Genomic DNA, 14,375 nt, shown 5'->3' on the forward strand with positions numbered 1-14,375 from the left:
GCCGCGGACACACGCCGCGCGCCCCGACCGACCGGTCGGGGCGCGCGGCGAAACCTCGGACGCGGCCGGGACTACTCCACGTCCCCTCCGGACTCGGTCCCCGCGTCCGTTCCCGCCTCCGACGCCGTCGCCGCGCTCCCGGCCTCCAGCAGCCGCGACAACTGCCGTCCGCCGATCCGCCGGAACTTGCGCTTCTGGGGCCGCGTACGGTCCAGCACCGCCACCTCCAGCCGCTCCGCGGGAATCTCCCGCTCACTGCCGTTGGTGTCCCGCGACAACGACTGGACGGCCAGCTTCAGCGCCTCCGCCAGCGTCATCCCGTCCCGGTGCCGCTGGTCCAGGTACCCGCTGATCTGCTCCGCGTTGCCCCCCACCGCCACCGAGCCGTGCTCGTCCACGATGGAGCCGTCGTGCGGCAGCCGGTAGATCTGGTCCTGCTCCGGGGTCTCCCCGACCTCGGCCACCACCAGCTCCACCTCGTACGGCTTCTCCCCCACGCTGGAGAAGATCGTGCCCAGCGTCTGCGCGTACACGTTCGCCAGGCCCCGGGCCGTCACATCGGCCCGGTCGTAGGTGTAACCCCGCAGGTCGGCGTAGCGCACGCCCCCGATCCGCAGGTTCTCGTACTCGTTGTACTTGCCGGCCGCGGCGAAGCCGATCCGGTCGTAGATCTCGCTGAACTTGTGCAGCGCACGGGACGGGTTCTCACCGACGAACACGATGCCGTCGGCGTACTGCAGCACAACCAGGCTGCGGCCACGGGCGATGCCTTTGCGGGCGTACTCCGCCCGGTCGGCCATCGCCTGCTGGGGTGAGACATAGAACGGCGTCGACACCGGTTATCCGTCCCTTTCTGTCGAAGTCACTGGACCACCCTGGACCCTGAACCAACAAACCGCCCGCGCCGCCTCTACAGCAGCGCCGCCCGCGGACCGTCCGGCTGCTCCAGCCGCCGCTCCAGCACGGACCGGGCGATCCCGGACGCCTCCTCCTCGGAGAGCCGGCGGAAACCGTCCTCGGTGATCACGGTGACGATCGGATAGATCCGGCGGGCGACATCGGGACCACCGGTCGCCGAGTCGTCGTCTGCCGCGTCGTACAGGGCCTGCACCACCAGCGTGGTGGCCTCGGCCTCGCTCAGGTCGTCCCGGAACAGCTTCTTCATCGCCCCGCGCGCGAAGATCGACCCGGAACCGGTGGCCGCGTACCCCTGTTCCTCCGAACGCCCGCCCGTGACGTCGTAGGAGAAGATCCGCCCCTGGTCCCGGTCCACGTCGTACCCGGCGAACAGCGGCACCACGGCCAGCCCCTGCATGGCCATGCCCAGGTTCGAACGGATCATCGTCGACAGCCGGTTCGCCTTGCCCTCCAGCGACAGCTGGGCGCCCTCGACCTTCTCGAAGTGCTCCAGCTCCAGCTGGAACAGCTTCACCATCTCCACGGCCAGCCCCGCCGTACCGGCGATGCCCACCGCCGAGTACTCGTCGGCGGGGAACACCTTCTCGATGTCCCGCTGCGCGATGACGTTGCCCATGGTGGCCCGCCGGTCACCGGCGAGCACGACCCCGCCCGGGAAGGTCACGGCCACGATCGTGGTGCCGTGCGGCGCCTCGATCGCGCCCTGGACGGGCGGCAACTTCCTCTTCCCGGGCAGCAGTTCCGGCTGGTGCTCGGAGAGGAAGTCCATGAAGGAGGAGGATCCTGGCGTCAGGAAGGCAGCAGGGAGACGCCCGGTGCTACGAGTGTTGGCTTCCACGCGATTCCTTCCACGTATGCGGCAGCCCGCCTTATGGCATCGGGCCGTTCCTTGAACCGCCCCAGCCCGGCACGGCGGCTGAAGCACAGTACGCCACGGACCCTACCCGCCTTGCGGCGGTGATCCACATGCGCCGCGGGAGACGTCGGACCTGCGCGGCGGTGGGTCCGCGGCCCGCCGGAGCGGGCCGCCTCGCCACCGGCGAGGACTGCCCGCGGCCCGGACGTCCCGAACCGCGAGCAGTGCTTCGCCCTCTGCGCTTTCTGCGCCCACGACCCCCGCATACGACCTTCGATCCGAAGGTCGCAGCGGCCTACTGGCCACCCTTTTGAACGAATGACCTCACGAAGTCCTCGGCGTTGGCCTCGAGGACGTCGTCGATCTCGTCGAGGACGTCGTCCACGTCGTCGCTCAGCTTCTCGTGACGCTCCTTGAGGTCCTCCGAAGCCTGCGCCTCCTGCGCCTGCTCCTCGACCTCCTCGGTGGACCGGGTGGCCTTCTGCTGTCCGCCGCCGGTGTCCTTGGTCGCCATCACCCTCACCCCGCTCGGTTCGCCCGACACAGTTGCTCGGTCAGGATCCGACCCTACAAGCCGGGTCCGACCGCGCCCCCGTAGTTGCTCCAACGTACGGGGACCATCTCGATGATTCCCGGACCTGGGATTTTCCACCCTGTCCGGCCGCCCCTTCCCGGGTACCCGTGGATACCCGCTCAGCCCCGGCTCAACCCCCGGACAACACCCTGACCAGGTCTTCCGCCGTGCGGCAGCGGTCCAGGAGGGCCTTGACGTGATTACGCGTTCCGCGAAGCGGCTCCAGGGTGGGGACCCGCTGGAGCGAGTCCCGGCCCGGCAGATCGAAGATCACCGAGTCCCAGGAGGCCGCCGCGACGTCGTCCGCGTACTGCTCCAGGCACCGTCCGCGGAAGTACGCGCGGGTGTCCTCAGGAGGCGCCGTACGGGCCCGCTCGACCTCCGCCTCGTCCAGCAGCCGCTTCATCCTGCCCCGGGCCACCAGACGGTTGTACAGGCCCTTGTCGGGGCGTACGTCGGCGTACTGGAGGTCCACCAGGTGCAGCCGGGCGGCGTCCCAGTCCAGGGCGTCCCTGCGCCGGTAGCCCTCCATGAGTTCCCGCTTGGCGACCCAGTCCAGCTCGCCGGCCAGGCTCATCGGGTCGTTCTCCAGACGGCTGAGGGTGTCCTCCCAACGCGCCAGGACGTCCTTGGTCTGCTCGTCGGCGTCCGCCCCGAACCGCTCCTCCACGTACTTGCGGGACAGCTCGAAGTACTCCATCTGGAGCTGGACCGCGGTGAGCGTCCGCCCGCTGCGGAGCGTGACGAGCCGCTTCAGCGACGGATCGTGCGAGACCTGGTGCAGGGTGCGGACCGGCTGGTCCACCGCCAGGTCCACCGCGATGAAGCCGTCCTCGATCATGGACAGGACCAGTGCCGTCGTCCCCAGCTTCAGGTACGTCGAGATCTCCGACAGGTTGGCGTCGCCGATGATCACGTGCAGCCGGCGGTACTTCTCGGCGTCGGCGTGCGGCTCGTCGCGGGTGTTGATGATCGGGCGCTTCAGCGTGGTCTCCAGGCCCACCTCGACCTCGAAGTAGTCCGCGCGCTGGCTGAGCTGGAAACCGTGCTCGTGGCCGTCCTGGCCGATGCCGACGCGGCCGGCCCCGGCGAAGACCTGGCGGGAGACGAAGAACGGCGTCAGGTGGCGCACGATGTCCGAGAAGGGGGTCTCCCGCTTCATCAGGTAGTTCTCGTGCGTGCCGTAGGAGGCGCCCTTGTTGTCGGTGTTGTTCTTGTAGAGGTGGATCGGCTGGGCCCCCGGCAGCTGGGCGGCCCGTTCCGCCGCCTCGGCCATGATCCGCTCGCCGGCCTTGTCCCACAGGACGGCGTCGCGCGGGTTGGTGACCTCGGGGGCGCTGTACTCGGGATGGGCGTGGTCGACGTAGAGCCGCGCACCGTTGGTGAGGATCACATTGGCCAGGCCGATGTCCTCGTCGGTGAGCTGGCTGGCGTCGGCGGCCTCGCGGGCCAGGTCGAAGCCTCGCGCGTCCCGCAGCGGGTTCTCCTCCTCGAAATCCCAGCGGGCCCGGCGGGCCCGGTGCATCGCGGCCGCGTAGGCGTTCACGATCTGGGACGAGGTGAGCATGGCATTGGCGTTGGGGTGACCGGGGACGGAGATCCCGTACTCCGTCTCGATGCCCATTACTCGCCGTACGGTCATGCGGCCCTCCTTGCCCGGCGGCGTCCCCGGTCGGAGACGCTGCTGCTCCGCCGGCGCTCCGGTGCGTGTGCGGTGCCCGTCCCCGCACTGCGCGACTCGGCGGTACCGACGAGCCTAGAACGCCTTTGCGCTGGTGGGGAGATCATTTGCGTCATTGCTGTGCTCCAGCCGTGGCCCCGAAAAGCAGTCGGCTGCGGGTACCCGTCGGAGGCACCCGCAGCCGCCCTGGCTTTTACAGGTACTGACCGGTGTTCGCCACCGTGTCGATGGAGCGTCCGGTGTCCGCACCCTGCTTTCCGGTGATGAGGGTACGGATGTAAACGATCCGCTCGCCCTTCTTTCCGGAGATGCGGGCCCAGTCGTCCGGGTTGGTGGTGTTGGGCAGGTCCTCGTTCTCCTTGAACTCGTCCACACAGGCCTGGAGCAGGTGGGAGACGCGGAGGCCCTTCTGGTTCTTCTCGAGGAAGTCCTTGATCGCCATCTTCTTGGCGCGGCCCACGATGTTCTCGATCATGGCGCCGGAATTGAAGTCCTTGAAGTAGAGGACTTCCTTGTCGCCGTTCGCGTAGGTGACTTCCAGGAAGCGGTTCTCCTCGGATTCGGCGTACATCTGTTCCACGGCGGTCTGGATCATGCTCTGGACCGTCATGCCCTTGTCGCCGCCGTGCTCGGTGAGGTCGTCGCCGTGCAGGGGGAGGCGCTCGGTGAGGTACTTGCCGAAGATGTCCTTGGCCGCCTCGGCGTCCGGACGCTCGATCTTGATCTTCACGTCCAGCCGGCCGGGCCGCAGGATGGCGGGGTCGATCATGTCCTCGCGGTTGGAGGCACCGATCACGACCACGTTCTGCAGGCCCTCCACGCCGTCGATCTCGGCGAGGAGCTGCGGGACGATGGTGTTCTCCACGTCGGAGCTGACGCCGGAGCCGCGGGTGCGGAAGAGGGACTCCATCTCGTCGAAGAAGACGATCACGGGAGTGCCCTCGCTGGCCTTCTCCCGGGCCCGCTGGAAGACGAGGCGGATCTGCCGCTCGGTCTCGCCGACGTACTTGTTCAGCAGCTCGGGGCCCTTGATGTTGAGGAAGAAGCTCTTGCCGGCGGCCTGGCCGGTGACCTCGGCGACCTTCTTGGCCAGCGAGTTGGCGACGGCCTTGGCGATGAGCGTCTTGCCGCATCCGGGGGGCCCGTAGAGCAGCACGCCCTTGGGCGGCCGCAGTTCGTGCTCCTTGAACAGGTCGGGGTAGAGGTACGGCAACTCGACCGCGTCGCGGATGGCCTCGATCTGGTTGCCGAGGCCGCCGATCTGCTCGTAGCCGATGTCGGGGACCTCTTCGAGGACGAGTTCCTCGACCTCGCTCTTGGGCACGACCTCGTAGACGTACCCGGAGCGGGGCTCCAGCAGCAGGGCGTCCCCGGGGCGGATGGTGACGCCCAGCAGCGGCTCGGCGAGCCGTACCACCCGCTCCTCGTCGGTGTGCCCGAGCACCAGGGCCCGCTCGCCGTCCTCCAGGATCTCCTTGAGGGTGACGATGTCGCCGACACGCTCGAACTCCATGGCCTCGACCACGTTGAGCGCTTCGTTGAGCATCACTTCCTGGCCGCGCCGGAGCTCGTCGAGCTCGACGCTGGGACTGACGTTCACCCGGAGCTTGCGGCCGCCGGTGAAGATGTCGGCCGTGCCGTCCTCGTTCGCCGTGAGGAAGACCCCGAAGCCGGCCGGCGGCTGTGCCAGCCGGTCGACCTCCTCCTTGAGGGCCACGATCTGGTCACGGGCCTCACGGAGCGTGCCGGCGAGTCGTTCGTTCTGGGCGGACACGCCGGCCAGGTTGGTCTGCAGCTCGACGATCCGCTCTTCGAGAATCCTCGTGTGTCGCGGAGAGTCGGCGAGCTTGCGTCGCAGGACGGCGATCTCCTGCTCAAGGTAGGCAATCTGCCCGGCCGGGTCGTCGGACCCGCGTCCCGGGCGGATGCCGCGGTTCATGTCGTCGTCGTGGGCTGCCACGGTCCTCACCTCCTCCAAGGGGAGCTGGACGCTTCCAGACCCTACCTGGGCGGGTGTCGATTGAAACCCCTAGATCACAAAGACGGTCGGGGTGTGTCCGATCTTCACCCTTGCGCTCTCCCTCACGCCAGGGGAATACCCACGGAAAATGATCGGAACCCAGTCACAGGTAGGGTCGACATGTTCAACACCCGTCGGAGCTGGCCGGATTCCCGTCCGGTTCGACGCAGGAAACGGCAGGAGAGATGAGCGTGCAGCAGGAGGCCGGAGTCGACGGCGAGGCCCTGGAGGTCTGGATCGACCAGGACCTGTGTACCGGTGACGGCATCTGCGCCCAGTACGCGCCCGAGGTGTTCGAGCTGGACATCGACGGCCTGGCCTACGTGAAGGGTCCGCAGGACGAACTGCTGCAGGACAGGGGTGCGGCAACACCCGTACCGCTGCCGCTCCTCACCGACGTGATCGACTCCGCCAAGGAGTGCCCGGGCGAGTGCATCCACGTGCGTCGCGTTTCGGACGGCGTCGAGGTGCACGGACCGGACGCCGAGTGAGGAACATGACACGACGCGTCACGATGGTCTGATTTCCCGCACTCCGGGGTACGCGCCCCGACGCACGCCCGCGCGCGGGTCACACACGCTTGGCGTCGGACGGGGCGGACCGCACGAACGCGCCGTTCTCCCACCGCCACTTCACGTCCTCGCGCACATCGGGGCAGCAACTGGGGACGGCGTCCGACGAGTAACCGAGGAGCGTGGCGGTGACGTCACCGTCACGCACGGCGAAGTCCTCGACGTTCGTGCGGTCCTCGGGGTCGACGAGGGTGGCGACCACGCGCGGTGCGCCGCTCCCCGCGGCCCCGGTGAGGACGTACACGCCGTCGGGCGGGGTGCCCATCGGGGCGTCGCAGTGGACGACCGCCACCGTCTCCGGGCGTCCGTCGCCGTCGAGGTCGCCGGACGCCTCCTTCTTCACCACGAGGCCCACCGTGCCGCACGCGAGCGGGAACTCGGCGGCCGCCGGGTCGGGCGGGGCGACGGGGGCCGGGGCGCTCTTCGTCTGCGGTCCGGGTGCCTGGGCCGCGGTCGCGGCGTCGGGCTGCAGGACCGAGGAGAGGGCCACGACACCGGCGACGGCCATGGCGGTGGCGACCCAGTGGATCGGGCGGGTGCGCGTGTGGGCGAGCTCCGGGACGGCGGAAGAAGACTGCACGAGGAGTGTCTCCTGTGAGGGCTGTGCCGGTGGGGGTGGCCAGCATCGTGCCACACGTCACAGGGCGGGGGAACGCCGGGGTGCGCGGTTCCCGGGCGGGGCGACCGGAACGGGGCGCGGTTCCCGCCCCGTGTCAACGCGAAAGCGCCGTGGCGCAGTTCCCGGCAAGCTCCGGGAACTGCGCCACGGCGTCCATGCGTTGTGAGGACGGCGGACCGTCTCAGCGGGCGGCGCCCTGGTCGGCGTTGGGTCCCGTGTAGTCCTCGCCGTAGGCGCCCTTGGCCGGGCGGCGCCGGCGCATGGGCGGCTCGACGCCGTCGGCGAGGCGGCGGGCGGTGAGCAGGAAGCCGGTGTGGCCGATCATCCGGTGGTCCGGGCGGACGGCCAGGCCCTCGATGTGCCAGTTGCGGATCATCGTCTCCCAGGCGGTCGGCTCGTTGAAACAGCCGATCTCGCGGATGGACTCGACGGTCCGGGCGAGCTGGGTGGTGGTCGCGACGTAGCAGCACAGGATGCCGCCGGGGACGAGCGCCTTGGAGACGGCCTCCAGGCACTCCCAGGGGGCCAGCATGTCGAGGATGACGCGGTCGACGTCGGTGTCGGACAGGTTGTCCTGCAGGTCGCCGACGGTCAGCTGCCAGGCCGGGTGCGGGCCGCCGAAGTAGCGCTCGACGTTCTGCCGGGCGATGTCGGCGAAGTCCTCGCGGCGTTCGTAGCTGTGCAGCATGCCCTGGTCGCCGATGGCGCGCAGCAGGAAGCTGCTGAGCGAGCCGGAGCCGACGCCGGCCTCCACGACGCGTGCGCCGGGGAAGATGTCGGCGAAGGCGAGGATCTGCCCCGCGTCCTTGGGGTAGACGACGGCTGCCCCGCGGGGCATGGACAGGACGTAGTCGGGGAGCAGGGGGCGCAGCGCGAGGTAGGCGACGTTCCCGGTGGTGCGGACAACGCTGCCCTCGGGAGCGCCGATCAGTTCGTCGTGCGGGAAGGAACCCTTGTGGGTGTGGAAGTTCTTCCCGGCCTCGAGCGTGAACGTGTAGTGGCGGCCCTTGGGGTCGGTCAGCTGAACCTGGTCCCCGACCTTGAAGGGCCCGCGCCTGCGGGCGGCACCGGTCGGTTCGGACATGTGACCAGCCTACCGGTCCTCACGGGGGCCGCCGACCACGCCGGCCCGCTCCCCGGCACTACGAGGGGCGGGCCATGGCCTTGACGAAGGCGCGCTCGACGTCGGCGGCGGACAGGACGCCGTAGATCTCGCCGGTCTCCTCGACCACCAGGTACTCGGTGGCGGGGGTGGCGCGCAGGGCGTCCAGGAGCGCCTCCCCCGCGAGCTCGGCGGAGACGCGCATGCCGTCGGTGAGGTCCTGGGCGAGTCCGCCGACCGGCACCCAGGGGCGGCGGTGCTCGGGCACGCCGACGATGGCGGCCTCACGGACCAGGGAGAGGGGGACGCCGTCGGCGTCGACCACGACCAGGGCGCGGGCGCCGGCGGCGTTGGCCCGGCGCAGGGCCTCGGAGAGCGGGGTGTCGGTCTCGACGGGGACGGCGCGGCGGGTGAGGGTGCGGGCGCGCAGTTCGGGCAGGTGCTCGCGCAGGCGGGCCATGCGCAGGCTGTTGCCGGCACCGGTCCAGATGATCGCGGCGAGGATGGCCGCGAGCAGCGCGTCCAGGACGGTGTCCATGCCGACGTTGTCCACGGCGTCGGAGCCGAGGGCTCCGGACTGGGTGAGCAGCGGGAGGCCGATCAGGACGGAGAGGGCGAGGGCGCGGCCGACCCAGGCGGCGGCGATGGTGCCGGTCATCGGCTTGCCGCTGAGTTTCCAGACCACGGCGCGGAGCATGCGGCCGCCGTCGAGGGGGAGGCCGGGCAGGAGGTTGAAGGCGGCCACGATCAGGTTGGAGATCATCAGCCCGGCCAGCAGGACGCCGGGCACGGAGCCGGGGTCCACGGCCAGCAGACCGAGGTAGAACACGCCGGACAGGACGAGGGAGAGCAGCGGGCCGACGAAGGCGAGGACGAATTCGCGGCCGGGTGTCTCGGCCTCCTTCTCGATCTCGGAGACGCCGCCGAAGAACTGGAGCTGGATCCGGCGGACCGGGAGCTTGAAGCGGAGGGCGGCCAGGGTGTGGGCGAGCTCGTGGACCAGCACGGAGGCGTAGAAGGCGACCGCGAAGAACAGGGAGACCAGGTAGCTGGCGGCTCCGAGCTCGGGCAGCACGCGGTCGATCTGCCCGCCGAACACCCAGGTGATGAGGATGGCGACGAGGAACCAGCTGGGCGCGACGTACACCGGCACCCCGAACGGCCGCCCCATCAGCAGGCCGCGCTGCTTCTCCTGGGGGCGCTGCGGCGCGGGCGTCCCGCCGGTGCCGGAGTGGGCGTGCGCGCGGTCGGGGTGCTGGTCGGACGAGGGGGCGCCGACCGGGTGTCCGCCTGCGGAGGTGCCCGCCCGGTCGGCCCCGGTACCGGCCGGGCGTCGGTCGGCAGCGGGGTCCTCGGGCCGGGGTCCGGGGGCCTGGGCGGGGCCCCGGTCCGCGGGGGCGCCGACCCCGTTCCCGTCGTTCTCGCCGTTCTCGCCGTTCTCGCCGTTTCCGCCGTTCTCGCCGTCCCGGCCGGTCCCGGCGGCGCCGTCGGCCGCGGAGGTCCGTCCGGCGGCGGGCCCGCCGGCTGCCGGGAGGTCGTCGGGCCGGTCGTCGGAGCGGCGGCTCGTCCGCTCGTCGTCGACCCGGTCCGCGGTGGTCTCGTCCTCGGCCCGGTCCGCGGTGGTGGAGCGGTCACCGCCCTCGTGGCGGGCGTCGTCGGCGGCCGGGGCCTGGGCCCCCGTGTGCTCGGCCGACTCGTCGTTGCCGGACTGCGGCCGCCCGCGCCCGCCGCTTACATCCACCGGTGTCCCTTCGTTCGCTGCGTCCCCCGCTCCTGCCGGGCGGGAGGGTCTCGACTCGATGGTATGCGGCCTTCGCCGCCCGTTTCGCCCCGGCACCCCTGTCACTTCCCGTCCGTCGTCACGTCTCCTGCTCCCCTCCTTCCCCTTCCCTTCCTCCGGTCACTCCGGTCACCCCGGTCAGCCCTCGTCGCGCGGACCGTCCTCGGTTCGCCCCCGCTCCGTCCACAGGCCCCGGCCGGGTGTGGATCGCTGTCGGCACCGGGCCGTAAGGTCTGGGACATGGAGACGAGCACCGAGGGCGCGACGCGCCCCGACAGCCGCCCGGTCGCGGCGGCCGGTCCGCCGGCCACGGCCGGTCCGGCGGCAGTGGCGGACACGGTCGTGACGACCGGGGCCCCCGCCGTGCCGCCCGCCTCGCTGTCCCCCTCGCGTGCGAGCGACTTCATGCAGTGCCCGCTGCTGTACCGCTTCCGGGTCATCGACCGGCTGCCGGAGAAGCCGAGCGAGGCGGCGACCAGGGGCACACTGGTGCACTCGGTGCTGGAGCGCCTCTTCGACGCCCCGGCGGCCGAGCGCACCGCGCCGCGCGCGAAGGCGCTGGTCCCGGGGCAGTGGGAGCGGCTGCGGGAGTCCCGGCCGGAGGTCGCGGAGCTGTTCGCCGACGATCCGGAGGGCGAGCGGCTGGCGCGCTGGCTGGCGGAGGCGGAGCGGCTGGTCGAGCGCTGGTTCACGCTCGAGGACCCGAGCCGGCTGGAGCCCGCCGAGCGGGAGCTGTTCGTCGAGGCCGAGCTGGACTCGGGGCTGAGGCTGCGCGGCATCATCGACCGGGTCGACGTGGCGCCCACCGGCGAGGTGCGCATCGTCGACTACAAGACGGGCAAGGCTCCCCGGCCGGAGTACGCCGAGGGCGCGCTGTTCCAGATGAAGTTCTACGCCCTGGTGGTGTGGCGGCTGAAGAAGGTGGTCCCGCGCCGGCTCCAGCTCGTGTACCTGGGCAGCGGCGACGTGCTGACGTACGACCCCGTCCCCGCCGATCTGGAGCGGGTCGAGCGCAAGCTGCTCGCCCTGTGGGACGCGATCCGGACGGCGACCGGGACGGGCGACTGGCGGCCGCGCCCCAGCAAGCTGTGCGGCTGGTGCGACCACCAGGCGCACTGCCCGGAGTTCGGCGGCACTCCCCCGCCGTATCCGCTGCCGGTGAGGGCGGCTGAGTCCGGCGGGGGTCAACAGGGCAGAATGGGGCCGGACTAGGGCCTGTCCGGCGGAACAAGTCGGAGGAGACCAACGGCACCTGGTCAACGCTGGTGAGCGGGGGCCGACGCGTCCGGCTGCGAGGCCGCAGAGGGGCGTGCCGGGACCCGTGTCTCCGGCACGAACCGCCGGGCAGGCCCCAACGAAGGAGACTCACGTGGCCATCCGCGTCCTCTTGGTCGACGACCAGCCGCTGCTGCGTACGGGCTTCCGGATGATTCTGGAGGCGGAGCAGGACATCGCGGTCGTCGGCGAGGCCGGGGACGGCCTCCAGGCCCTGGACCAGGTGCGGGCGCTGCAGCCCGATGTGGTGCTGATGGACATCCGCATGCCGCGGATGGACGGGGTGGAGGCGACCCGGCAGATCACCGGTCCCGAGCGGGACGGCCCGGCGAAGGTGCTGGTGCTCACCACGTTCGATCTGGACGAGTACGTGGTGGAGGCGCTGAGGGCGGGTGCCAGCGGCTTCCTGCTGAAGGACGCCCCGGCCAACGAGCTGGTGCAGGCGATCCGCGTGGTGGCCGCCGGGGAGGCGATGCTCGCGCCGAGCATCACGCGCCGGCTGCTCGACAAGTACGCCACGCATCTGCCGTCCGGTGACGAGCCGGTGCCGGACACGCTGCACACGCTGACCGAGCGCGAGGTCGAGGTGCTGAAGCTGGTGGCGCGCGGGTTGTCCAACGCGGAGATCGCCGCCGATCTGTTCGTCAGCGAGACCACCGTCAAGACGCACGTCGGGCATGTCCTGACCAAGCTGGGGCTGCGCGACCGGGTGCAGGCCGCGGTGTACGCCTACGAGAGCGGGCTGGTGCGCCCCGGCGCGCAGTGACGCGGTCCGCCCGGCCGCCGTACGGGACGTGACGACGAGAGGGCGCCTCCTTCCGCGGAAGGGGGCGCCCTCTCGTGGGTGCGGCGGGTTCCGCTCCTGCTCGGCGCGCGGAGGCGGAACGCGGTCGAGGCGTCGAGGCCCCGAGGCGTCGGGGCGGCACCCGGGCCGTGGACGCCGTCACGGACGAGCGCGTACCGCTCGGTCCGCCGGACGGGAGCAGCGGCGGTTCCTCCGGCGTCGAACTGCTCGGCGGCCGCGGCCGGTCGGCAGGCCGACGGCCGGCCCGCCACGATCGGCGGGACCGGCCGCTGGTCGCACGGGTTCCCGTGCGTGTCCTGCCTCCGGTGCGACGGTCCCGGGCCGCCCTCTCCGGCCCGGGACCGGACGGGTCGTCAGTCGCTCACGCCTCGGCCGAGCTCCCACAGCTGGAGAGTGGCGGAGGAGTTGAGGGCGTAGGCGGTGCCCGTGACGTCGTCGCGTGCGGCGACGTACTGCTTGCCCTGCCACAGCGGCAGCACGGGGACGTCGTCCGCCACGATGTCCTGAATGTTCGTCAGGCTGCCGGAGGCGGACAGCCGGTCAGCCTGGCGGCGGGACTGCGGGATCAGGTCCTTGCGGATCTTGCTGTTGGCGTACGGCGAACCGAGGAAGTTGTCGGCGTCCAGGAACGGGGCGAGGAAGTTGTCGGCGTCCGGGAAGTCGGGGAACCAACCCATGCCGTAGACGTCGTACTCGCCCTTCTGCCCGGCCGGACGGAAGGTCGACCAGGGGGTGCCCTCGATGTCGACGTCGAACAGGCCGCTGTCGTTGAACTGCTTCTGGAGCTGCTCGAACTCGCTCTTGGTGGCCGGGCCGTAGTGGTCGGTGGTGTAGTGCAGCGTCACCTTCACCGGGGTGCTGACCCCGGCCTCCTGCAGCAGGGCGCTGGCCTTGGCGGTGCTGGGGTCGCCGTACGTGTTGAAGAACGAGTTGGAGTGGCCGGTGACGCTCGCCGGGACCAGCGAGTACAGCGGCTCGGCCTGGGAGCCGTAGACCTTGGAGACCAGTTCGCTGCGGTTGATGATCTGGGCCATCGCCTTGCGGACCGCCTTGTCCTCCACGCTCTCGGCGGCGGTGTTGAAGGCCAGGTAGCGGATCTCCAGACCGGGCATCTCGACCAGGTCGACGTCGTCCTCGGCGTTGCCCGCGAGCTCGCGGATCTGCTCCGGCGACATGCTGCGGGTCATGAGGTCGATGTCGCCCTTCTCCAGCGCGTCGCCCATGGCGTCGGCGCCCTCGAAGGAGACGATCTCGACCTTGTCGTTGTTCACCTTCAACGACCCCTTGTAGGAGGGGTTCCTGGTGAACGTCGCCCGGACCAGCTCGTCGCCCTCGACCGTCGCGTCCAGGGTGTACGGACCCGAGCCGTCGACCTCGAAGCCGTCGCGCAGCTTGCCCTTCTCGTAGTCGTCCGGGTTGACGATCCCGGCGACCGGAGTGGACAGCTTGTACGGGAAGGTGGCGTCGGCGGTCTTGAGGTGGAAGATCACCTCGCGGTCGCCCTGCGTCTCGACGGTGTCGATGCCGGACAGCAGCGCGAACACACCGCTCTCGGCCTCGAGCGAGAGAGCGCGGTCGATGGAGTACTTCACGTCGGCGGCGGTCACCTTGTCGCCGTTCGCGAACTTCAGGCCGTCGCGCAGCGTGCAGCTGTACCGCTCGTTGCCGGCGTCGGTGAAGCCGCAGGACTCGGCCGCCTCGGGCACCGGATCGCCCTCGCCCCGCGGCTGGACCATCAGGGTCTGCACGGTCTGGCGCAGGATGTTCCAGGTGCCGACGTCGTAGGCGGAGGCCGGGTCGAGGGGCGCGGGGTCGTCCTTCGAGGCGGTGAACCGGTCCGTGGTGCCGACGACGATCGCGTCGCCGCTGCTGCTTCCGCCCCCGGTGTCACCACAGGCAGCGAGCACCGGTGCGAGCAGGCCCATCGCGGCCGCCAGCACCAAAGTCTTGCGGTTCATGCTCGAGTTTCTCCAGGACTGTCGACTCCGTGTACCCGGCACGCAGGGTGTCGCAACGGTTCACGGGGTAGGGGTGATGTTCTCGCGATGAGATTAGTCCGCGCCCGCAGGAAGGCCCGCAGCCAGTGGAGTTGAGGTGCCATCACGCAGTGGAACCGGGTGTGAACGCACCGGAAGATGTGACCGGGGAAGGATTAGTGCAGCGTCCCCCCAAT

The 14,375-nt window shown here is 70.7% G+C and carries 12 protein-coding genes and 1 pseudogene; 3 read left to right on the plus strand and 10 right to left on the minus strand.

From position 1 onward, the window contains the following. Positions 1-71: 71 nt before the first annotated feature. From prcA to arc, 6 genes and pseudogenes are all read right to left on the minus strand, one after another. The gene (prcA, locus tag CP969_RS09175) at positions 72-836 is read right to left on the minus strand and encodes a proteasome subunit alpha (protein WP_004990295.1); all 765 of its coding nucleotides are present in this window, start codon (positions 834-836) and stop codon (positions 72-74) included. Positions 837-910: 74 nt separating this feature from the next. Further along, a complete protein-coding gene (gene prcB, locus CP969_RS09180) occupies positions 911-1,756 on the minus strand; it encodes a proteasome subunit beta (RefSeq protein WP_004990293.1) in 846 nt (281 codons plus the stop codon). Next, a pseudogene (locus CP969_RS09185) lies at positions 1,708-1,899 on the minus strand (endonuclease domain-containing protein); the annotation flags it as partial. The gene prcB and the pseudogene CP969_RS09185, both read right to left, overlap by 49 nt. A 170-nt stretch (positions 1,900-2,069) precedes the next feature. Then, on the minus strand, positions 2,070-2,288 hold the full coding sequence (locus CP969_RS09190) for a ubiquitin-like protein Pup (protein WP_016826993.1): 219 nt from the start codon (positions 2,286-2,288) through the stop codon (positions 2,070-2,072). A gap of 190 nt (positions 2,289-2,478) precedes the next feature. Next, entirely contained in the window at positions 2,479-3,990 is a 1,512-nt protein-coding gene (dop, locus tag CP969_RS09195; protein ID WP_341865927.1) for a depupylase/deamidase Dop, read from the minus strand. Positions 3,991-4,222: 232 nt separating this feature from the next. Next, positions 4,223-5,989, minus strand: a complete 1,767-nt coding sequence (gene arc, locus CP969_RS09200; protein WP_004990287.1) for a proteasome ATPase — start codon at positions 5,987-5,989, stop codon at positions 4,223-4,225. Positions 5,990-6,234: 245 nt separating this feature from the next. Here arc and CP969_RS09210 point away from each other — a divergent pair, with 245 nt between their 5' ends. After that, a complete protein-coding gene (locus CP969_RS09210; RefSeq protein WP_004990281.1) occupies positions 6,235-6,540 on the plus strand; it encodes a ferredoxin in 306 nt (101 codons plus the stop codon). 79 nt (positions 6,541-6,619) lie between these two features. On the opposite strand, the gene CP969_RS09215 is transcribed toward CP969_RS09210, so the two are convergent. The 3 genes from CP969_RS09215 to CP969_RS09225 all read right to left on the minus strand — a co-directional run bounded on the left by CP969_RS09215 (position 6,620) and on the right by CP969_RS09225 (position 10,083). Continuing rightward, positions 6,620-7,201 carry a hypothetical protein gene (locus CP969_RS09215; protein ID WP_016826990.1) on the minus strand — a complete coding sequence of 194 codons (582 nt, stop codon included), beginning with the start codon at positions 7,199-7,201 and terminating at the stop codon, positions 6,620-6,622. A 220-nt stretch (positions 7,202-7,421) separates the two neighbouring features. Then, on the minus strand, positions 7,422-8,324 hold the full coding sequence (locus CP969_RS09220; protein WP_004990264.1) for a tRNA (adenine-N1)-methyltransferase: 903 nt from the start codon (positions 8,322-8,324) through the stop codon (positions 7,422-7,424). A gap of 58 nt (positions 8,325-8,382) precedes the next feature. Continuing rightward, positions 8,383-10,083: a site-2 protease family protein gene (locus tag CP969_RS09225; protein ID WP_150474910.1), complete on the minus strand. Its 1,701-nt coding sequence runs from the start codon at positions 10,081-10,083 to the stop codon at positions 8,383-8,385. Positions 10,084-10,362: 279 nt separating this feature from the next. On the opposite strand from CP969_RS09225, the gene CP969_RS09230 reads away from it, so the two are divergent. Together CP969_RS09230 and CP969_RS09235 are read left to right on the plus strand one after the other, a co-directional pair. Next, entirely contained in the window at positions 10,363-11,334 is a 972-nt protein-coding gene (locus CP969_RS09230; RefSeq protein WP_016826988.1) for a RecB family exonuclease, read from the plus strand. Positions 11,335-11,491: 157 nt separating this feature from the next. Further along, the gene (locus CP969_RS09235; protein ID WP_004990257.1) at positions 11,492-12,163 is read left to right on the plus strand and encodes a response regulator; all 672 of its coding nucleotides are present in this window, start codon (positions 11,492-11,494) and stop codon (positions 12,161-12,163) included. Between the two features lie 392 nt (positions 12,164-12,555). On the opposite strand, the gene CP969_RS09240 is transcribed toward CP969_RS09235, so the two are convergent. After that, entirely contained in the window at positions 12,556-14,160 is a 1,605-nt protein-coding gene (locus tag CP969_RS09240) for an ABC transporter substrate-binding protein (RefSeq protein WP_004990255.1), read from the minus strand. Positions 14,161-14,375: the final 215 nt, after the last annotated feature.

It is taken from the genome of Streptomyces viridosporus T7A (assembly GCF_008704515.1).
Taxonomy (GTDB): Bacteria; Actinomycetota; Actinomycetes; order Streptomycetales; family Streptomycetaceae; genus Streptomyces; species Streptomyces viridosporus.